The sequence below is a fragment of the Pigmentiphaga sp. NML080357 genome (assembly GCF_002188465.1).
GTDB lineage: Bacteria > Pseudomonadota > Gammaproteobacteria > Burkholderiales > Burkholderiaceae_B > Pigmentiphaga.
The window spans coordinates 45,583-64,311 of record NZ_NINW01000045.1 but is presented as its reverse complement, the minus strand read 5'-3'; the positions used below and the strand labels follow the sequence as shown (position 1 = coordinate 64,311).

Annotated in this window: 18 protein-coding genes; 11 read left to right on the top strand and 7 right to left on the bottom strand. The window is 66.4% G+C overall.

All coding sequences use genetic code 11. The features are described 5' to 3' along the window. The first annotated feature begins 15 nt into the window (after positions 1–15). Positions 16–333 (top strand): YciI family protein, encoded by a 318-nt coding sequence (locus CDO44_RS20575; protein ID WP_158213361.1) that lies wholly within the window; start codon positions 16–18, stop codon positions 331–333. Between the two features lie 9 nt (positions 334–342). Here CDO44_RS20575 and CDO44_RS20570 read toward each other — a convergent pair whose 3' ends face one another. Further along, positions 343–1,305, bottom strand: coding sequence for a LysR substrate-binding domain-containing protein (locus CDO44_RS20570; RefSeq protein ID WP_087782158.1), 963 nt, complete (start codon positions 1,303–1,305; stop codon positions 343–345). A gap of 131 nt (positions 1,306–1,436) precedes the next feature. Here CDO44_RS20570 and CDO44_RS20565 point away from each other — a divergent pair, with 131 nt between their 5' ends. Together CDO44_RS20565 and CDO44_RS20560 are read left to right on the top strand one after the other, a co-directional pair. Then, positions 1,437–2,507: a mandelate racemase/muconate lactonizing enzyme family protein gene (locus CDO44_RS20565; RefSeq protein ID WP_158213360.1), complete on the top strand. Its 1,071-nt coding sequence runs from the start codon at positions 1,437–1,439 to the stop codon at positions 2,505–2,507. Between the two features lie 35 nt (positions 2,508–2,542). Continuing rightward, positions 2,543–3,529, top strand: coding sequence for a tripartite tricarboxylate transporter substrate binding protein (locus CDO44_RS20560; RefSeq protein WP_087782156.1), 987 nt, complete (start codon positions 2,543–2,545; stop codon positions 3,527–3,529). Positions 3,530–3,567: 38 nt separating this feature from the next. Here the strand turns inward: CDO44_RS20560 and CDO44_RS20555 are convergent, their stop codons facing one another. After that, entirely contained in the window at positions 3,568–4,260 is a 693-nt protein-coding gene (locus tag CDO44_RS20555; RefSeq protein ID WP_158213359.1) for a FadR/GntR family transcriptional regulator, read from the bottom strand. 383 nt (positions 4,261–4,643) lie between these two features. On the opposite strand from CDO44_RS20555, the gene CDO44_RS20550 reads away from it, so the two are divergent. Then, positions 4,644–5,144 (top strand): aromatic-ring-hydroxylating dioxygenase subunit beta, encoded by a 501-nt coding sequence (locus CDO44_RS20550; protein WP_158213358.1) that lies wholly within the window; start codon positions 4,644–4,646, stop codon positions 5,142–5,144. Between the two features lie 50 nt (positions 5,145–5,194). On the opposite strand, the gene CDO44_RS20545 is transcribed toward CDO44_RS20550, so the two are convergent. Both CDO44_RS20545 and CDO44_RS20540 read right to left on the bottom strand, forming a co-directional pair. Next, the gene (locus CDO44_RS20545) at positions 5,195–5,662 is read right to left on the bottom strand and encodes a hypothetical protein (protein WP_087782153.1); all 468 of its coding nucleotides are present in this window, start codon (positions 5,660–5,662) and stop codon (positions 5,195–5,197) included. After that, positions 5,659–6,936 (bottom strand): aromatic ring-hydroxylating dioxygenase subunit alpha, encoded by a 1,278-nt coding sequence (locus tag CDO44_RS20540; protein WP_087782152.1) that lies wholly within the window; start codon positions 6,934–6,936, stop codon positions 5,659–5,661. Before CDO44_RS20540 ends, CDO44_RS20545 begins: the two co-directional genes overlap by 4 nt. Before the next feature lie 375 nt (positions 6,937–7,311). Here CDO44_RS20540 and CDO44_RS20535 point away from each other — a divergent pair, with 375 nt between their 5' ends. Next, positions 7,312–9,066, top strand: coding sequence for a thiamine pyrophosphate-requiring protein (locus CDO44_RS20535; RefSeq protein ID WP_087782151.1), 1,755 nt, complete (start codon positions 7,312–7,314; stop codon positions 9,064–9,066). Positions 9,067–9,103: 37 nt separating this feature from the next. Here the strand turns inward: CDO44_RS20535 and CDO44_RS20530 are convergent, their stop codons facing one another. Next, a complete protein-coding gene (locus tag CDO44_RS20530) occupies positions 9,104–10,096 on the bottom strand; it encodes a tripartite tricarboxylate transporter substrate binding protein (RefSeq protein ID WP_087782150.1) in 993 nt (330 codons plus the stop codon). Positions 10,097–10,360: 264 nt separating this feature from the next. Beyond that, positions 10,361–11,110, bottom strand: a complete 750-nt coding sequence (locus tag CDO44_RS20525; protein WP_087782149.1) for a FadR/GntR family transcriptional regulator — start codon at positions 11,108–11,110, stop codon at positions 10,361–10,363. Between the two features lie 215 nt (positions 11,111–11,325). Here CDO44_RS20525 and CDO44_RS20520 point away from each other — a divergent pair, with 215 nt between their 5' ends. From CDO44_RS20520 to CDO44_RS20510, 3 genes are all read left to right on the top strand, one after another. Then, a complete protein-coding gene (locus tag CDO44_RS20520; RefSeq protein WP_087782148.1) occupies positions 11,326–12,606 on the top strand; it encodes an aromatic ring-hydroxylating dioxygenase subunit alpha in 1,281 nt (426 codons plus the stop codon). A 197-nt stretch (positions 12,607–12,803) separates the two neighbouring features. Then, positions 12,804–13,814: an amidohydrolase family protein gene (locus CDO44_RS20515; protein ID WP_087782147.1), complete on the top strand. Its 1,011-nt coding sequence runs from the start codon at positions 12,804–12,806 to the stop codon at positions 13,812–13,814. 37 nt (positions 13,815–13,851) lie between these two features. Then, on the top strand, positions 13,852–14,916 hold the full coding sequence (locus tag CDO44_RS20510; protein WP_087782209.1) for a GTP-binding protein: 1,065 nt from the start codon (positions 13,852–13,854) through the stop codon (positions 14,914–14,916). A gap of 86 nt (positions 14,917–15,002) precedes the next feature. On the opposite strand, the gene CDO44_RS20505 is transcribed toward CDO44_RS20510, so the two are convergent. Beyond that, the gene (locus CDO44_RS20505; RefSeq protein WP_087782146.1) at positions 15,003–15,665 is read right to left on the bottom strand and encodes a glutathione S-transferase family protein; all 663 of its coding nucleotides are present in this window, start codon (positions 15,663–15,665) and stop codon (positions 15,003–15,005) included. A gap of 103 nt (positions 15,666–15,768) precedes the next feature. On the opposite strand from CDO44_RS20505, the gene CDO44_RS20500 reads away from it, so the two are divergent. The 3 genes from CDO44_RS20500 to CDO44_RS20490 are packed head-to-tail and all read left to right on the top strand — an operon-like array spanning position 15,769 to position 18,694. Then, positions 15,769–16,953 carry an alpha-hydroxy acid oxidase gene (locus CDO44_RS20500; protein ID WP_087782145.1) on the top strand — a complete coding sequence of 395 codons (1,185 nt, stop codon included), beginning with the start codon at positions 15,769–15,771 and terminating at the stop codon, positions 16,951–16,953. A gap of 27 nt (positions 16,954–16,980) precedes the next feature. Beyond that, on the top strand, positions 16,981–17,988 hold the full coding sequence (locus CDO44_RS20495; RefSeq protein WP_087782144.1) for a protocatechuate 3,4-dioxygenase: 1,008 nt from the start codon (positions 16,981–16,983) through the stop codon (positions 17,986–17,988). A 37-nt stretch (positions 17,989–18,025) separates the two neighbouring features. After that, positions 18,026–18,694 (top strand): RraA family protein, encoded by a 669-nt coding sequence (locus CDO44_RS20490; RefSeq protein ID WP_087782143.1) that lies wholly within the window; start codon positions 18,026–18,028, stop codon positions 18,692–18,694. Positions 18,695–18,729: the final 35 nt, after the last annotated feature.

Sequence of the window (18,729 nt, the reverse complement as noted above, 5' to 3'; positions counted from 1 at the left end):
TTGAAGGGGACGCGCATGCTGTACATCATCTACCAGGAAGACAAGGACGAGGGCGCCGCCGAAATCCGCGAACGGGTCAAGCCTGCCCACCTGGACTATCTGGCTCGGTTCGAGTCCAAGCTGGTGCTGGGCGGCGCGATGCTGGCCGAGGATGGCGTCAAGCGTACCGGCAGCGTGCTGATCCTCAATGTCGACAGCTACGCAGAGGCCGAGGCGTTTTCGCTGGAGGAGCCTTTCCGCAAGGCCGGACTGTTCAAGAACGTGCGCATCTCGCGCATGCGGCGCGGCCAGTGGAATCCGGCGGCCGCGCCCGCCACTGCCGAAGGGAACTGAGGCCAGGCGCTATTGCGCCGGCGGCCGGTGATAGAGCTCCCCGGCGGCTTGCCGCAGGCTCTCGACCATGCGCAGCGCGGCGGCCGAGAGGTTGTCGTGGGCATTGGTGATGATGCCAACGGGCAGGGCGGGATAGCCGATGTCCATGGGCAGCTTCACCAGCGCGCCCTGCTCGATGTCGGCCTGCACGATTTGCCATGGCAGGGCGGCGACCATGTCGCGTTGCAGGAGCAGGGCCCGTATCAACGGAAACGACAGCGTCTCCACGACGCGGCTGGGAAAGTCGAGGCCCTCGCGCGCGAAGAACATCTGGATGGGGGCGCGCGCCACGCTGCTGGCGTGGGGCATGATCCATTCCTGCGCAGCCAGGTCGGCGGGCGTGGGCGCGGGCTTGCCCGCCAGCGGATTCTGCCGCCCCGCCACCAGCACGATAGGTTCGAAGTACAGCGGGATCTGCCGGATCTGGCCGTGTCCTTCCTGCTCCGACATGCGTCCCACGACGAGATCGATCTCTCCGGCCTGCAACCCGCTCAGGAGCTTTTCCTTGCTGCCGTCCACCACCGAGATGCGCGTGGCGTCGCCGCTGCCGAAGAATATCGACAAGGCCCGCGGTAGCAGCGATGGCAGGGCCACCATGTAGCTGCCGATCGCAAGCTTGCCGGCCGCGCCTTGGCGTAAAGCCGTCAGTTCCTCGGCCGCGCGCTTGAGTTCCGCATGCAGTGAGTTGGCATAGCGCAGCACGTGGCTGCCGAACACCGTGGGAACGACACCCTTGGCGGTGCGTTCGAGCAGCCGCTCGCCCAGCAGCGACTCCAGTTCATGGATGGTCTTGGAGACTGCGGGCTGGGACATGTGCAGGGCCTCGGCCGCACGCGACACCGCGCCGCGCTCGGCAACGGTCTTGAACATGAGCAGGTGTCGCAGCTTGACCTGGGTGGTCAGCACGCGCTCGATCGAACGCTCGATTTCCATGCGGGCCTCAACGACGGATGACGGTGCGCCGGCCCATAACCGTTTGGTTTGGCCGGGCGCCCGAATCCGAATGATCGCACGGCTTGCGCGCTGATAGAGTGGGCCGTGTCCATGTGTCGCCGGAGCGCGCCTTGCAGATCAAATCTTTCGCCATCGAGCGCCTGACCTTGCCCGATGAGGACCCCAACTGGAAATTCGCTGGCCAGGCCTATCCCACCAACGACGCCTGCGTTCTGACCTTGACCGCGGAGGATGGCACGCAGGGGTGGGGCTACGCGGCCGCCTTTCCCCACCTGGCGGCGACCGCGCCCGGCGTGGAAGGGGCGTTGCAGCGCATGTGTCCCGCCGTGGTAGGCCAGGATGCAATGGCGATCGAGGCCAATCTGGCGCGCGTGCATGCCGCCTTGGCGGGCAACAATCCGGCCAAGGCCGCCATCGACTGCGCCCTGCACGATCTGAAGGCGCGGCTGCTGGGGGTGCCGCTGTACGAACTGCTCGGCGGCAAGACCACCGACCGCATCGCGATCTGCCGCATGCTGGGATTGAAGGTCCCGCCCGAGATGGCCGAGCGGGCGCAGCGTCTCGTGGACCAGGGCTATCGGCACCTGAAGCTCAAGGTGGGCGGCAATGTGCGCGAGGACATCGAGCGGCTGCGCGCGGTGCGGCGGCAGGTGGGGGACGAGGTGCGGCTGGTGGCCGATCCGAACCAGTCGTATCGCGCCAAGGACGCCATCGTCTTCGCGCAGCGGGCGGTGGAGTTCGATGTCGACATCATCGAGCAGCCGGTCCGGGCGGACGATGTCGACGGGCTGCAGGACGTCACACGCGCGTCCAGCATCGCCATCGAGGCCGACGAGAGCGCATACGATGCCTCGTCGACCTACCGGCTGGCCGCCAGCCGTTCCATCAACGCCGTGAGCCTGAAGTTGCCCAAGATGGGCGGATTGCGAGCGGTGCAGGCCGCCGCGCGGATCTGCGAGGTGGCGCACCTGGGATGCCGGATGGGAGCGAACGTCGGCAGCCAGCTGCTCGCCGCCCACGCCCTGCACCTGGCCGCCGCGCTGCCCAACATCACATATGCCTGCGAACTGGCCGAGTTCCAGAAATTGCTGAACGATCCCTTCGAAGGCCTGAAAGTCGAGGACGGATACCTGTACGTGCCGGACGCCCCGGGCGTAGGCGTGATCCGCCGCTCGGCCTGACCCCTCCCCGTTGTCGCCTTGCCAAGGAGATCTCCATGGAATACCGCAGCTTCACGCCGGTCCGCATGCTCGGGACGGCCCTGCTCGTTCTGACCGCGGTGTTCGCCGGCGCGCCGGCAGCCCAGCCGCTGCCCCGGCAGGTCAGGATGGTGGTGCCGTTCTCGCCCGGCGGGCCGGCCGACCTCATCGCCCGCAAGCTGGCCGAGCGCCTGGGACCGCAACTGGATGCGACCGTGATCGTCGACAACCGCCCCGGCGCCAACGGCGCGATCGGCGTGCAGGCGGTGGCCAAGGCTGCGCCCGACGGGTCGACGCTGCTGTTCGCCACCTCGGGCATGCTGACCATCAGCCCGGTGCTGTACAAGGACCTGAGCTACGACCCGCTGAAGGACCTGAGCCCCATTGCCCGCGTCGTGGCCAACGGCACCGCGCTGCTGGTGGGCAAGCAACTGCCCGCCGACGACATGCGCGAATTCGTCGCCTATGCGCGGCAATCGGCCAATCCGGTGCCTATCGGCTCGGCGGGCACCGGCAACATCACGCACCTCTACATGGAGTTGATGAAAGAGGCGACGCGCGGCAACTTCGTGCATGTGCCGTACAAGGGCGTGGCGCCCGCGCTGACGGACGTCATGGGCGGCCAGATCGCCGGCGTGTTCGTCGATCTTCCGGCGGCGCTGCCGCTGCTCAAGGGCGGCAAGGTAAAGGCCCTGGGGCTGGTCGGAACGGCGCGCAGTCCTTCCGCGCCGGACATCCCCACCATCGAGGAACAGGGCTACAAGGGCGTGGACGGCGTGAGCTGGTTCGGCGTGCTGGGGCCGGCCGGCATGCCCGGCGCCGTGGTGGACGGCATCCATGCCGGCATTGCCCGGGCGTTCGCCGATCCGGACATGGTCCGCAGCCTGAAAGAGATCGGGTCGGTGCCGGCGTTGAACCAGCCCGCACAAATGACGGAGCTGATGCGTGCCGAGCAGGTGCGCTGGGCACAGCTCATCAAGGCGCGCAACATCCAGGTCGAGTAGCGCGCAAGCGGGGCGGCCGGGGGGGCTGCCCCGGCTTGTCAGTTGCCCGCTGGGCTCTTGCCGGCGGCGCCGTGCTTGGCACGCACCTTCGCTACGTGCTCGGTCACCAGTTGGCGGGCCAGGCTGCCGTCGCGCGCGGCGATGGCGGCCAGTACCTTGCGGTGCCGCTGCACCAGGCGCTTGCCCACCGCCGGCGTGGTGTACGGATTGACCGACCGGTACAGCACGTACGAGATCGCCTTCATGATCGACGACAGGAACTGGTTGTGCGAGGCATCGACGATCGACTGGTGAAAGGCCAGCGACGCACTGGTGAGTTTCTCGGGCGTGAATTCGTCCGGATTGGCGACCAGTTCCTCAACCTCGGCAAGGCGGGCTTCCATGCGGGCGATGTCCTCGGCGGTGGCCATCTTGGCCGCCATTTCCGCGGCGCTGGATTCGATGATGACCTGGGCATCGAAGACTTCGCCCGAGCCGACGCCGATCAGCTTGAGCTGGATGGCCAGCGCTTCGACCACGGGGGCATCGTTGCCGTTGGCGATGCGGGTGCCGCCACCCGCGCCGGTGCGCACGTCCACCACGCCCAGCGCCTGCAGGCGGCCCATCGCTTCGCGTATGGGCAGGCGGCTGACCTGGAATTGCTCGGCCAGGTCGTTCTCGGAGCCAAGGAAGTCGCCCGGCAGCAGCTTGCCGTCGAGCACGGCTTCCTTGATCTGTTTTTCAACGCGCATTGCCGTAGACTCGGTGCGCCCGGCGCGCCACACGGGTAGATCGGCTCTCGTACGTGCCATATGTATGGGTTCCACCGTTTGTAAGTCGCAGACTGTATGACGGATTATATCTGGATACTCTGCGTCGGCCCCGCATTACCGACCGGCGGCCCGGCTCAGTATAAACACTAAAGCACATCACACGCAGGTGGAAAAGCGCCGCGTACCAAGGCTTGAGCCGCGGGCGCGGGAGGTCCCGCGCGATGCTCGGGCCCGGGCTTCGGCTTGACAGTCCAATTTATCACTCATACAGTATGAGTATTAGAATAATCTGCCGAAGCTGGGAACATGGAGACACATCGACGAGGCGGGCGCCCGGCCCGCCGGCTCTCGCGCGCTGTACGATGAGCACCGCCCTGACACCGGCCGCGGCGGCCGAGTTCCTGTACCGCGAAGCGCTGTTGCTGGATCGCCAGCGCTTCGACGATTGGGTCGGCCTGTACGCCGACGATGCGGTCTACTGGATTCCCGCCTGGAAGAGCGAGCATCAGCCGACCGACAATCCGGACACGGAGCTGTCCTTGCTCTATTGCGCTTCGCGCAGCGCCCTGGTCGACCGCGTCTGGCGCCTGACGTCCAACCTGTCGGTGGCGTCGATGCCGCTGGCGCGCACGTCCCACTCGGTGACCAACGTCCTCGTGGAGCGCGCGGAGGGCGATTGCGTCGAGGTTTGCTCGAGCTGGTCCTCGCACGTGTACAACCCGAAGTACAAATCGCAGCACGTGTACTTCGGCTCGTACGAGCACACGCTCAGGCGCGAGGACGCCGGTTGGAAGATCGCCCGCAAGAAGATCATGCTGCTGAACGATTTCATCCCGACGGTGCTGGACTTGTACATGGTCTAGCCCGGCGCGCGGGGCGGCGAAGGGCGTGCGCCATGGCGCACGCCTGCGGCTCAGAACCGGTGCATGAAGCCGATGCCGACGAGTTGCGGATCGGCGCCTACCGGGAGGCCAGATGGCGCCGAACTCATGCTGTTTCCGTTCCAGTCCATGTTGTAGTTGCGGTCGTTCAGGATTTTCTGGTAGTTGACGTAGAAGTTGGTCCGCTTGGACAGGATGTAGCGCAGCGCCAGCAGGTAGCCGTGCGCGCCCGTGTCGTCGCAGCGCGATGAAACGTTGCAGCCGCTGACGTTGCCCACGCGCATGTATTCGGCGATGAAGTGAAAGCGGCGGCCTTCGCCGAAGTACTGCGACATGCCCAGCACCAGGCCGCGCTGGCGCAGGCGGGAAGCGCTCGGATCGGCCGTGGCGTTGACGTTGAGCGATGCGCCGCCGTGCCTGACTTCGCTCTGCAGCAGGATCAGGCTGACCTGGCCGGTATCCGAGTACGAATAGCGCAGCCGCAGTACGACCTGGATCAACCCGGCTGCAGGTCGCCCTCGGTCAGGCCCATTGCGGCGCGGAATTCCGCCTTGACCTCCTCCGGCTGGCCGGCCTGGAAGGGGTAGTCGTCCAGGTGCTTGCCGAGGATGGGGTGCGCCAGCAACTGCGCGCGGGTGAGCCCTTCGGTGAACAGATGGCGGGCGGCAACCGGCAGTTCCACGCACTCGTTGGCCCGCGGGTCCCTTATCAAGCCGCTGGGATCGCGGCCGTCGGCGACGGCATCGAGATCTTCGGCGAAGCGCTTGCGCAGCAGGGCGATCCCGCGATCGCTGGAGGCCAGGTTCTCCTTGGTGCGGTCGGCTATCCGTCCCTGGCCGACCCAGGCAACGAAGTCCTGATTCATCACATGGCTGGATATCCACCGTCCGGTGTCGGGGTCCACCACCGGTCCGTGCCAGGCGGGTATGCGTTTTTGTTCGTAGGGTTCCTGTTCCTTGGGCACGCGCGAGAAGGCCCAGGTGATGCTGAGTGTGTTCTCGTCGTCCATGGGAATGCGCCACTCGATGTGATCTCCCAGGCAGAATGCCTGTGGCCAGAGGCATACGCGGCCCACGGTCCAGAGCGGATGATGCTCGCTGGTGTCTTCGCGCAATCGTTTGTAGACGATGCCGTACTCGAAGTTCTCGAAGTCGACCTTCAGGTGAGTGGGCGAATAAGGACCGGTTTCTCCCTTCAGCCGTATGCTCCAGTTCGAATGCATCCACTCGAAGTGCACCGGGTCGATGGAGTTTTCCTGGCATTGCAGCCAGTTGCAGGGGATTTCGGAAATGACGATCTGCACGAAACCGTTCTTCCAGGTGAAGGGTTCCCAGTTGGGAACGAGCGGGGCCGGCTGCGGGCCCAGGTAGGCCCACAGCATGCCGGCCTTTTCCTCTACGGGATACGCGGTAATGCGCAGCCGCTCCTTCATGCGAGCCTGGGGCGCGGCGATGTCCTCGTAGGGCTGCTCGATGCAGCGGCCGTCCTTGCCGAACAACCATCCATGGTAGTTGCAGCGCAAGCCGGTCTGTTCGACGAAGCCGTAGGAGAGATCCGCGCGCCGATGCGCGCAGCGCCGGTCGATCAATCCGAAGTTGCCGCTCAAGTCCTTATACAGGACGAGGTCTTCTCCCAACAGCCGTACCGGCTTGGTTTCAGTGGTGTCGAATTCGCTCACCGCGGCGATGGGGTGCCAGTAGCGCCTGAGCAACTCGCCCATCGGCGTGCCAGGACCTACTTGGGTCAACTGGCGGTTCTTCGCTTCACTCAGCATGGTGTCTCCCTTTGCCCGGCAGCACCTTGGCCTGCCGGGGTGTGTCGTGTCGGTATGAAATAAAGTCTGCTATTTAACATACAGTATGCGTGTTAGAGGGTTTTTGTCAAGATGAATGCCGGCGTTGGAGAGGCTGGGGAGCCTTGGCCGGCTCCTTGAAAAGCCCGGATCATGCGGACTGGGGCCGGACGGCGGAGCGGGCTGCCGGCATGCCGCTGGATGCGGGGTCCGGGAAATCCCTGGCCAGCCTCACGTCCTCGTTCTGTATAATGGTATGACAGTTTGTGCGGAGGCATTTCACTTCTGAAGTCGACACCCTCGAGGCGACAGATCGCCCCGGCACGACCGAACATCCACCAGAATCCAGGAATCGAGATGGGACAAGATCAAGCGAAGGGCACGCCGGCCGCCGGCCAGGAGGTTATCCCCGCGCTATCGGTGGGCGAGGCCTACCTGGCGCTGCTGAAGAAGCGCGGCATCGAATACTTCTACGTGGGAGCCGGGACGGACACGGTATCCATCGTCGAGGCTTATGCGCGCGCCGGCGAGTCTGGTATCGATTTTCCGACTCCCGTCCTGTGTACGCACGAGAATCTGGCCGTAGGCATGGCCCATGGCTACTACATGATTTCGCAGAAGCCGCAGGCAGTAATGCTGCACGTGAGCGTCGGCGCAGCCAATGCCGTTTGCGGCATCATGAACGCGGCGCGCAGCCAGGTTCCCATGCTGTTCACCGCCGGCCGCACGCCGCTGTTCCAGGACGGCAGGCGTGGTTCCCGCAACGGCGAGATCCACTGGGCGCAGGAGATGCTGGACCAGGGCGGCATGGTGCGCGAGCTCGTCAAGTGGGACTACGAGCTGCGCGACGGCTGCAACATGGAGCAGGTACTGGATCGTGCCATCGGCATCAGCATGGCCGAACCGAGGGGCCCGGTCTACCTGATGCTGCCGCGGGAAATCCTGGCCCAGGAGATCGACGGCTTCCGGCCATCCAAGCCGATCGCCATTCCGGCGCCCCCTCATCCCGATGTCCTTGCCGTCCGCGAGCTGGCGCGCAGGTTCGCCGCGGCACGCCACCCCGTGATCGTCAGCACGGCGAGCGGCTCGGACCCCTCGACCGTGGACCTGCTGGTCAACCTGGCCGAACGTTTCGGGATAGGCGTGGCCGAGGCCAAGAGCCGCCACGTGAACTTCCCTTCCAGCCATGCGCTGCACCTGGGTCACGACATGGACGCGGTGTTCGCCAAGGCGGACGCGCTGCTGTTCCTGGAAACCGACGTGCCGTGGATTCCCGGCAAGACGCGGCCCCGCGAGGAGGCCTTCGTCTCCCATGCCGGCACGGATCCATTGTTCAATCGCTACGCCATGCGCAGTTTCCGCTCGGACCTGACCTTGACAGCCAATGCGCGCGCGCTGATCGAAGCCCTGCATGCGGCGCTGGAGGAGGAAGGCGCGGCGCGGACCGCCGCGGCACGACGCGCGGAACTCGAGGCCAGTGCCGCCGCCGTGCGCCAGGCAGCGCAGGCCGCGATGCAGCGTGTGCTGGCCAAGGACGGTCCCATTACCAAGCTGTTCCTGACCCATTGCCTCGACCAGGTACGGCCGCAGGACGCGATACTGGTAAACGAGTACTCTGCCATTCGCCCGCAGATGACGTTCGACGTCGCGGGCACGTACTTCGGCAATCCCTCGGCCGCCGGCCTGGGCTGGGGGCTGCCGGCGGCGCTGGGCGCCCAGCAGGCCGCGCCCGACAAGACGGTCATCTGCGTGGTGGGCGACGGCGCCTATATCTTCGCCAATCCCGCCGCCTGCCACCACGCCGCCGCGGCTCACAAGCTGCCGGTGCTGACCGTAGTGTTCAACAATGCGCGCTGGGAGGCCGTCTATCGCTCGACGCTCACGGTCTATCCGGATACGCATACCGCCCGCTATGCCGAAGAGCACGCGTCCCGGACCGGCCCCCTTTCGTCCCTCGAGCCGGTGCCGGATTTCGAGAAGTATGCCGAGGCGTCGGGCGGCTGGTCCGAGCGCGTGACGCGGCGCGACGAACTGATTCCCGCGCTGCGCCGTGCGCTGGACGTAGTGACGCGGGAAAGGAGGCACGCGCTGCTCAACGTCATCGGTGCCTGAACCGCCTTGAGGGCCGGCCCGGCTACGGGCTGGCGAGCTACTCCGGACTGATCCCCTCGGTCTTGATGATGCGGCTCCAGCGCTCGAATTCCGTGCGGGTGAGGCGGCCGAGATCCTCGGGCGTGCCCAGCACCACTTCGAATCCTGTGTCCGCCAGCGAAGCCCGCATCGCCTCCGTGTCGAAGGCCGCCTTCAGCTCGCGGTTGAGCCGTGCCACGATGGGGTCGGGCGTGCCCGCCGGTGCATACAGCCCCACCCAGACCGCGAGCTGATAATTGGGGTAGCCCAGCTCGGCCAGTGTAGGCACGGCGGGCAAGAGGGGCGAGCGCGCGCCGCCGGTCTGGGCGATGGCCTTGAGCTTGCCGGAGGCGACCAGGGGCCGCGCCGCCTCGATGGGAGCGATCATCATGTTCACGCTGCCCTGGACCACATCCATGATTGCCGTATTGAGGCTGCTGGCGGGAATGTGCCGCATCTTCACGCCAACCATGTTCTGCAGCACCGTGGTGTACAGGTGCGCCGTGGACGCGATGCCCGGCGATGCGTAGGAGGCGTCGTCGCCGCGCGATTTGAGATGAGCGACCAGCTCCTTGAAGTCCCGCGCGGGCGTGGCCGCCCCGGTAATGACGACCTGGGCGCTCTCGGCGATCTGGCCGACGGGGACAAAGCTCTTGACCGGATCGTACGGGGTGGGGCGGAAAGCGGGCGTGATGACGAGTGTCGTCGGTCCGACCATCAGCGTATGGCCGTCCGGCGCCGCGCCCGCCGCGTAGGAGGTGCCGATCACGCCGCTGGCACCGGGCCGGTTCTCCACGTAGACGTTCTGGCCCAGCCGCTGCGAGAGCTGCTCGGCCGCGCGCCGCGCGATGGTGTCGGCGCTCGTTCCGGGGCTGTAGGGGACCACGATCTTGACGGTTCGCCGGGGATAGGACGGCATATCCTGGCTTGCCTGGGCGTGCGCGCTCCCGCAACAGGCGAGCAGCAACGCCGCGGCCAGCGACGGGGCGGCGAGGGGGAATGCGTGTTTCATGCTTGTCTCCTGGTTTTCTCTTTTCCTGCGGCAAGGCTGGCGCAGGTCCACCCGTGGCGGTCCGGTCGGGCAATGCCCCGCCTCCGGGGGCAGCAGGTGCCGTCCGCCATTTAACTATGATATATAATATATATAAATTACAGGAAGGCCAGCGCGTTTGTAAAGCGCGCGCGAGCGCCGGCGGGCCGCCTCCAAGAAGTGGCCCGCCGGCAACTGAAAAAAACGCTAGGGCCCGTGCGAGGCTCTTTTGAATGTGGGAAGACCCTAGTCCGGCACCTGGGAGGCAGGGTCCGCTTCCTGCGACAGCGTCTTGCTGCGCTGATACGCCAGCCGTTCCCGCATGAGGCGCGCTGCTTCGGTGCCGTCGCCCGATTCGATCGCGGCCAGCAGCATCTTGTGATGGCGGACGATGCGCACGGCCGATGAAGGCGTAAGGTTGGGACGCAGCACCGGTTCGAGGACGATGCTCAGGGCATGGAATTGCGCAAGCAGGATGCGGCTGTGGGAGGCTTGCACGATTGCCTCGTGAAAACGCATCGAGGCGTCCGCGAAGCGGTTGAGCTCTCCCTTGAGCGAGGATAGCTCGGCAAGCACCGCGTGCAGGCGTTCCAGGTCGGCGTCTTCGCGCCGCTCGGCGGCCAGTTTGGCGGCCATTTCTTCGATCGCCATCTGGGCATCGAACACTTCGCCCGAGGTGATGCCTATGAGTTTCAGGTGTATGGCCAAGGCATCGGCCAGGCGATCCGGGTTGCCTTGGGCCACCCACACGCCGCCGCGCGCGCCCATCCGGATCTCGACGATGCCAAGCCCTTCCAGCGTGCGAAGGGCATCGCGCGCCGCCATGCGGCTGACGCCGAACTGTTCGGACAGCGCCGCTTCGCTGCCGAGAAATTGACCCGCCACGATCTCCCGGTTGAGAACCGCAGCCCGTATCTGCGCCACGATGCCCCCGGAGAGCGTTTCATTGGGGACGGCTGCCCAGGCACGGGTCGATGGGGAGAACTTGCTGGCCAATCCTGATCCTTTGCGCGCGGTGGTGACGACGTATAGGCCGCATTATAGGTCGCCCCCCGCTGCTGGTTCCTGCCGTCTTGCGCTTCGATCGCCGCGCATCGAGGGAGGGAAGGGTGTGGCCTCGGCACCCTAAGTATGATATATAATATATATAGGCGTTGCGATGTTCAGTGTCGCCCCTGCCGTGTTCCCTTCTGATCTCCGAGTGATTGGCCATGCTGAATCAAGAAAAGAACGAATTGCTGACCCGGGTGGGGCCGGGCACGCCCATGGGCGAGCTGCTGCGGCGCTACTGGATGCCGGTCGCGGGCGTGACCGAATTCGACGGCCGCGCCACCAAGGCCGTGCGCATCATGGGCGAAGACCTGGTGCTCTATCGCGACCTGAGCGGCAACTGGGGCCTCGTCGACCGGCACTGTCCGCACCGCCGGGCGGACCTGAGCCATGGATTCCCCGAAGCCAGGGGACTGCGGTGCAACTATCACGGCTGGTGCTTCGATGGCGACGGCGCCTGCCTGGAGCAGCCCTACGAGGATGTCGCCCATCCGGAGGCCCGCATGAAGGACCGGATACGGATCAAGGCCTACCCCGTCGCCGAAAAGGCCGGCTTGCTGTGGGCGTACATGGGTCCGGCCCCCGCGCCGCTCCTGCCCGACTGGGAGGCGTTCTCGTGGCCCAATGGCTTTCGCCAGATCGTGCTTTCCGAGATTCCCTGCAACTGGTTCCAATGCCAGGAAAATTCCATCGATCCGGTTCATTTCGAATGGATGCATAACAACTGGAGCCTGCGTCAGCGGGGGGTGCTGCATCCCTATTCGCCGTCGCACAAGGAGGTCGGGTTCGAGGAGTTCGAGTACGGCTTCCTCTACAAGCGGATCCGTGGCAACGCAAAGAAGGAAGACCCGCTCTGGGCGGTTGGGCGTGTCTGTCTCTGGCCCAATGCGGTTTTCCTGGGCGATCACTTCGAGTGGCGCGTACCGGTGGACGATGAACGCACGCTCAGCGTCTGCTGGTCTTTCACGAGGGTGCCGAAGGAGCGCGAGCCATACGTGCAGGAGACGATCCCGACCTGGCATGGGCCGATATGCGATGCCGACGGAAACTGGATCACCTCGCACGTCATGAACCAGGATTTCGTGGCCTGGGTGGGGCAGGGCACTATCGCCGATCGCAGCCTCGAGAACCTGAGCGCCAGCGATCGCGGCATCACGATGATCCGCAAGAAGTTCTTCGAGGAACTGGAGGCAGTGGCCGGCGGCGCCGATCCCAAGGGCGTGCTGCGTGATCCGGAGAAAAACCGGCGCGTCGAGTTGCCGCTGGCCTTCCGGGAAGTGCTGACAGAGGGGATGACGTGGGCGGAATTGAAAGCGCATCCGATATTCGGCCGCCATTTGCACGATTACATCTTCCAGGCCGGGCAGCCGGAAGCGGTTGCGCAGGCTTACCGCGAGGCCATGGGTCTGGACGGCGACTCCGGCCTAGGCGGCGGCCATTGAGCCCTCGGCCGCATCGCCGGTGCCGCCGCGAAGTCTACAGGCAGCCCCGTCGCGCCGGTGGTGTCCTGGTGCACGATATGTATAATACTGTATGAGTGTTATCTGACAGGTTCAGCCACATGGAACCCGAAGGCGGACACGGAACGCAGAACGCACGCAGGCGGCGCGAACCCGCCTGACCACGAGGAGACACGACTATGATCATCGATTGCCACGCCCACGTGAGCGCCCCAACCGAACTCTGGGCCTACAAGGCCAGCTTGCTGGCCAGCCGAGGCAGCCACGGGCGCGGGAAGGTCAAGGTCACGGACGACGAGATCCGGGCCGCCGCCAACAAAGCGGAGACCTGGCCCATGGGCCATCTCGACTACCTGAAAAAGCACGGCACCGACCTGCAATTGGTATCGCCGCGGCCCTTCCAACTCATGCAGTCCGAGCGGCCGGCGCGCATCATCGACTGGTTCACCGAGGAGTGCAACAACATCATCTACCGGCAGACCCAGCTCTTTCCCGACACCTTCGCCGGCGTGGCGGGTTTGCCGCAGGTGGCGGGCGAGCCGGTCGAGCGCGTGCTGCCCGAACTCGAGCGCTGCATCCGCGAGCTGGGATTCGCCGGTTGCCTGCTCAATCCCGACCCGTTCGAGAACGGCACCGAGGAGGCGCCGCCGCTGGGCGACCGGTACTGGTATCCCCTGTACGAGAAGCTGTGCGAGCTGGATGTGCCGGCGCACATCCATGGCACGGGGTCCCGATCGGAGCGGGTGCCGTACTCGCTGCATTTCATCAATGAAGAAACGGTGGCGGTGTTCGGGCTGCTCAATTCCAACGTCTACAAGGACTTTCCCGACCTGAAGGTCGTGGTCAGCCACGGCGGCGGAGCCATTCCCTACCAGCTCGGCCGCTTCCAGGCGCCTTCGCTGCGCCGCCCCGAAGGGGAGCGCTTCACGGACCGGATGCAGAAGCTCTATTTCGACACAGTGCTGTACACCGAGGAGGCCTTGCGCCTGCTGATCAAGACCGTGGGCGTTGACCGCTGTCTGTTCGGCACGGAGTGTCCCGGGGTCGGATCGGCGGTCGACCCGGCCACGGGCCGCTCCATGGACGACGTCAAACCGCTGATCGAGGGCTTCGATTGGCTGAGCGCCGGAGACAAGAAGAAGATTTTCGAGGACAACGCCCGCAAGGTCTTCAAGCTGCGGCCGGTCTGAGCGGGGCGAGCCGGCCCGGGATCTGCGAAGTATGGACATGAGCGCAACAGGACGCGAGCCGCCGCAGCGCATTCCGGTCTCGTTGCTGACGGGGTTCCTGGGCAGCGGCAAGACCACGCTGCTCGGCCGCCTCGTCCGGCATCCCGGCATGGCGGATACCGCGGTCGTCATCAACGAGTTCGGCGAGATCGGCCTGGACCACCACCTGGTCGAGGCGGTCGATGGCGAGGCGGTCCTGCTCGCCAGCGGCTGCCTGTGCTGCACGATGCGCGACGATCTGGCCGCCACTTTGTGCGAGCTGCACGACAAGCGCGAACGCGGCGAGATTCCCGCATTCCGCCGCGTGGTGATCGAGACGACCGGCCTTGCCGATCCGGCGCCCGTCATTCATTCCCTGCTCAGGCATGCCGGAGTACGCCAGGCATACGTGCTGGACGGCGTCATCACGACCGTTGACGCGGTGCATGGCGGCACGCAGCTCGACAGGCAGCCCGAGTGCGTGAAACAGGCCGCCGTGGCGGACCGGCTGGTGCTGACCAAGACCGACCTGGCCGATCCGCGGCAGACGGCGGCGCTATTGCGCAGGCTGGCGCACCTGAATCCCCAGGCGGAGGTCATCGTGGCGGAGCAGGGCCAGGTGGATCCGGCGCGGCTGTTCGACGTGGGCGTGCTCCCTTCGCGCAAAGGCCTGGAGGAGCAGCGGGACGAACAGGACGGATCCGAGGGAAGCTATCTTGGGGATTCGGTGCGCCACGTCTGCGGACCGGACTGTGAAAAGGCGCTGGGCGCAGCGCATCACGACGCCGACATCCGCACCTACGCTTTTCGTTTCGAACAGCCCCTGGAGTGGGAGCAGGTCAGCGCCTGGCTCGGGGGGCTGGCGTATTTCCATGGAGATGCGCTCTTGCGGATGAAAGGCATCCTGAACCTCAGGAACGAGACCGCTCCCGTCGCGGTCCATGCCGTGCAGCACCTGTTCCACGAACCCGTGACGCTGTCGGACTGGCCCGACGACGATCGGGCTTCGCGTGTGGTCTTCATTACCAGAGGCCTGGACAGAGAGGTAATCGCCGAAGCATTCGCGGCCTCGGCGATGGCGTAATGATGAGGCGGGCCTTCCTTCGCGCGCATGGCCAGGCCGGTGGGCGCCGGCGGAAAAGGACGGCCGGGCCGGATATCCCGCGCCGCCTAGCCCCCCGCCAGGCGTTTCTCCACCAGCCCCTGCACCGCCTTGTCGTACTCCTGCGCAAAGCCGGAGAACATGGCGTCCGCGCTGATGGTCTTCCACCATTTGCCGAACCTGCCGTTGCCCAGCGTGGGATCCTGCAAGCCGAACATCGGCGCCGCGACGCGCTTAATCTGGACGATGGGAGGCAACAGCGCGCAATCGGCGAGCGATGGCCGGGCGCCGGCCGCGTAGGCCGCATCGGCCATCAGGCGTTCGACATGCCCGAGCCCGGCCGCCAGGCCCGCGAGCGCCGCTTCGCGCGCCTTCGGATCGGCATCGGCAACGCCTATCTGCCGCATCAGGGTCGTGCTGCGCGCCGCCGCGTACAAATCGTAGACGCGGGCGATCAGCCGCGCGCGGGCCTTGTCCGGTGCCGAGCCGGGCAACCCCGGCACGGCCGGATGGACGTCTTCCAGGTATTCGCAGATGACACTCGACTCGGGCAGGAGCTGGCCGTCGTCGGTCTGCAGCACCGGGATCTTGCCGATGGGATTGATGGCCTTGAACTCCGGCGAGTGCAGGCCGCCCGGAGGCGATTCCCGGACCAGGTCGAGTCCCTTGAGCCGCGCGAACAGCATGACGCGCGCGGTGTAGGGAGAAGGCGGAAAGCCGATCAGTTTCATGGAGGTCTCCTGGGAGGCGTGCCTGCCGCGTTGGCTTGCACTTTGTTATATAAACTCATACAGTATGCGTATTAGAACGAAGAAGTCAAGGTAGGGGACAGCCATGCACATCGAGTCCGCCTCGTGCATAGACGACCTGCGGCGCGCGGCGCAGGCCCGCATTCCGCGGTTCGCCTATACGTTCCTGGCCGGCGGCGCGGGCAACGACGCGGGCGTGCGGCGCAACGAGTCGGCGCTGGCCGCCTTGCTGTTCGCACCGCGCAGCATGGCCACCGGCCGCATCGATACCCAGGTCGAACTGTTCGGCAGGCGCTATGCGCAACCCATCGGATTCTCCCCGGTGGGCATGGCCAACCTCGCCTGGGCCGGCTGCGACCTGATGCTGGCCGAGGCGGCCCAGCGCGAAGAGGTGCCCTACGTCATCAGCACGGCCGCGTCCACCGAGATTGAAAGGCTGGCCGAGCAGGCGCCCGATGCCTGCTGGTTCCAGCTCTACATGCTGCGCGACGACGCGTTGAACGCCGCGTTGCTGGACCGGGCGGCCGCGGCCGGAATAGAAGTGCTGGTAGTCACGGTCGACACGCCCGCGCGCTCGCGCCGCAACGGATCCATTCGCGAGCGCTTCGAGCAGCCCTTCCAGGCACATCCGCGCTTCATACTCGACGTGATGCGCCATCCGCACTGGGCCTTGCGCACCGCGCGTCATGGCATGCCCAATCTGAGGAACTACGTCCGTTATGTGGACGGAGACGTCCACAAGGTAGCGGCCTTCATGAAGGAGCAGGCGCGCGGCGGCGTGGGCTGGGACGACATCCGGATGCTGCGCCGGCGCTGGAAGGGGCCGCTCGTCGTCAAGGGCATTCTGGATGCCTGCGATGCGCAACGCGCCGTCGAGGAAGGCGCAGACGCGGTATGGGTGTCCAATCACGGCGGGCGGCAGCTCGAATCGGCGCCGGCGGCCATCACCATGCTCCCGGCGGTGCGGCAGGCCGTCGGAACGAGGCCGGTTCTGTTCGACAGCGGTGTGCGCGGCGGCGAGGACATCGTCAAGGCCGGCGCGCTGGGCGCCACCATGGCGTTCTGCGGGCGTGCGCCCATCTTCGGTGCCGCGGCGTTCGGAGCCGCCGGCGTGGCCAAGGCATTCGCGGTGCTGGCCGACGAGGTCCGGACGACGCTGGCGCAGATCGGCTGCCGCCGGTTCGCGGACCTGTCGCCGGCATTCATTCTCGACCCCGTCGCCGCGGGCCGCATGCCGGAGACGGCCACGCCCGCCGTCCGCGCGGCATGAACGCCGCAATGAAAACAGGAGATAGACATGGCTGAATTGGTGTGCGCGCTGGCGTGTTCGCACGGCCCCCTGCTGGCGACGCCGCCGCAGATGTGGGACCTGCGGGCCGGAGCCGACCGCGAGAACAAGCGGCACTGGTACCGCGGCCGGCAAATGGATTACGCGTCGCTGCTGGCGGCACGGCAGCCGGGGTTTCATGAGGAGGCCAGCCTGGCCGAGCGGCAGCGCCGCTATGACGCCTGCCAGCGGGCGCTGGACGAGATGGCCCGGCGTTTCCGGGCTGCACGGCCGGACGTGGCCATTATCCTGGGCAACGACCAGCGCGAGGTGTTCCGCGAAGACCTCACCGCGGGCTTCACCGTTTATGCCGGCGAGCAGATCCCGAACATCCCCCTGTCCGAGGAGCAGGTACGGCGCCTGCCGCCGGGCGTGGCGGTGGCCGAGGAGGGGCACTGCCCACCCGGCGGCGCGGTCTACCCGGGGGCTCGCGAGGTGGCGGAGGGGCTGGTGGAAACGCTGGTCGGCGAATCCTTCGACGTAGCGGTTTCGTACCGGCTGCCGGGGGGCGTGGATCGCCAGCACGGCATCCCCCACGCCTTCGGTTTCATCTATCGGCGCATCATGGAGGATGCGCCCCCGCCGTCGGTGCCCCTGTTCACCAACGTCGGCGTGCCACCCAACCGGCCGCGCACCCGGCGCTGCCTGCAGATGGGCCATGCCCTGGCCAAGGCCATCCGGGCCATGCCCGAGGGCCTGCGGGTGGCGGTGGTCGCGTCCGGAGGCTTCACCCACTTCGTGGTGGACGAAGAGCTGGACCGGCGGATTCTCGATGCCATGCAGCGTGGCGACGAGGCGGCGCTGGCCGATGTGCCGGAGGCTTACTTCGAAGGCAATACCTGCGAGATCAAGAGCTGGTATCCGCTGGCGGCGGCCATGAACGACCTCGGCAGAAAAATGGAGTTGATCGACTACGTGCCCTGCTACCGGACAGAGGCGGGCACGGGCAGCGGAATGGCATTCGCGTCGTGGCGATAGGCGCGGCGGCATCAGGACAATCGGCGAAGGAAGAATCATGGATAGCAGAGACATCGTGCGGCGCATGCGGCAGATCGACAGCTGCGCGTTTTCGGATGCGCTCGACAAGCTGGGCCTGAAAGGCACGGTCACGGGGTTGCCGCGGCGCTCCGCCCACCGGCGTATTGCCGGCCGGGTCGTCACGCTCAAGCTGGTCGAGGCCAGCCAGGCGCCCAGGCACGACGGACCGCCCCGGCACCTGGGCACCACGGCCATCGAGACCGCCCAGCCCGGCGACATCGTCGTCGTCGAGCAGCGCACCGGACTGGATGCGGGCTCCTGGGGCGGGATCCTTTCGCTGGGCGCGAAGGTGCGGGGCCTGGCCGGCGTGATCGCCGACGGGCCGGTGCGCGACGCGGACGAGGCGCACGAGTACGACTTCCCCATCTATGCCCGGGCCACCACCGCGTTCACCGCGCGCGGCCGCGTGGCCGAGGCAGGCACCAACATACCCGTGCAGATCGGCGACGTGACGGTGGCCCCGGGCGATTATGCGGTGGCCGACAGCAGCGGCGCGGTGTTCATCCCCGCGGCCCAGGCCGAGGCCGTGCTGCGCGTGGCCGAGGACATCGCGGCGCGCGAGGCCGCGATGTCGCGCGCGCTGCTGGCGGGGCGGCCCATCACCGAGGTGATGGGGGCCAATTACGAGAACATGCTGGCCCGCTGAGCGGGCCGCGAGACCGCGAGGTCCTTCCGGCCCGC

Bases quoted from the DNA above. Each gene is read 5' to 3' on its own strand.
- CDO44_RS20575 (WP_158213361.1), top strand. From the start codon at position 16: ATGCTGTACATCATCTACCAGGAAGACAAGGACGAGGGCGCCGCCGAA.
- CDO44_RS20570 (WP_087782158.1), bottom strand. From the start codon at position 1,305: ATGGAAATCGAGCGTTCGATCGAGCGCGTGCTGACCACCCAGGTCAAG.
- CDO44_RS20560 (WP_087782156.1), top strand. From the start codon at position 2,543: ATGGAATACCGCAGCTTCACGCCGGTCCGCATGCTCGGGACGGCCCTG.
- CDO44_RS20555 (WP_158213359.1), bottom strand. From the start codon at position 4,260: ATGCGCGTTGAAAAACAGATCAAGGAAGCCGTGCTCGACGGCAAGCTG.
- CDO44_RS20550 (WP_158213358.1), top strand. From the start codon at position 4,644: ATGAGCACCGCCCTGACACCGGCCGCGGCGGCCGAGTTCCTGTACCGC.
- CDO44_RS20540 (WP_087782152.1), bottom strand. From the start codon at position 6,936: ATGCTGAGTGAAGCGAAGAACCGCCAGTTGACCCAAGTAGGTCCTGGC.
- CDO44_RS20535 (WP_087782151.1), top strand. From the start codon at position 7,312: ATGGGACAAGATCAAGCGAAGGGCACGCCGGCCGCCGGCCAGGAGGTT.
- CDO44_RS20530 (WP_087782150.1), bottom strand. From the start codon at position 10,096: ATGAAACACGCATTCCCCCTCGCCGCCCCGTCGCTGGCCGCGGCGTTG.
- CDO44_RS20520 (WP_087782148.1), top strand. From the start codon at position 11,326: ATGCTGAATCAAGAAAAGAACGAATTGCTGACCCGGGTGGGGCCGGGC.
- CDO44_RS20515 (WP_087782147.1), top strand. From the start codon at position 12,804: ATGATCATCGATTGCCACGCCCACGTGAGCGCCCCAACCGAACTCTGG.
- CDO44_RS20510 (WP_087782209.1), top strand. From the start codon at position 13,852: ATGAGCGCAACAGGACGCGAGCCGCCGCAGCGCATTCCGGTCTCGTTG.
- CDO44_RS20505 (WP_087782146.1), bottom strand. From the start codon at position 15,665: ATGAAACTGATCGGCTTTCCGCCTTCTCCCTACACCGCGCGCGTCATG.
- CDO44_RS20500 (WP_087782145.1), top strand. From the start codon at position 15,769: ATGCACATCGAGTCCGCCTCGTGCATAGACGACCTGCGGCGCGCGGCG.
- CDO44_RS20495 (WP_087782144.1), top strand. From the start codon at position 16,981: ATGGCTGAATTGGTGTGCGCGCTGGCGTGTTCGCACGGCCCCCTGCTG.
- CDO44_RS20490 (WP_087782143.1), top strand. From the start codon at position 18,026: ATGGATAGCAGAGACATCGTGCGGCGCATGCGGCAGATCGACAGCTGC.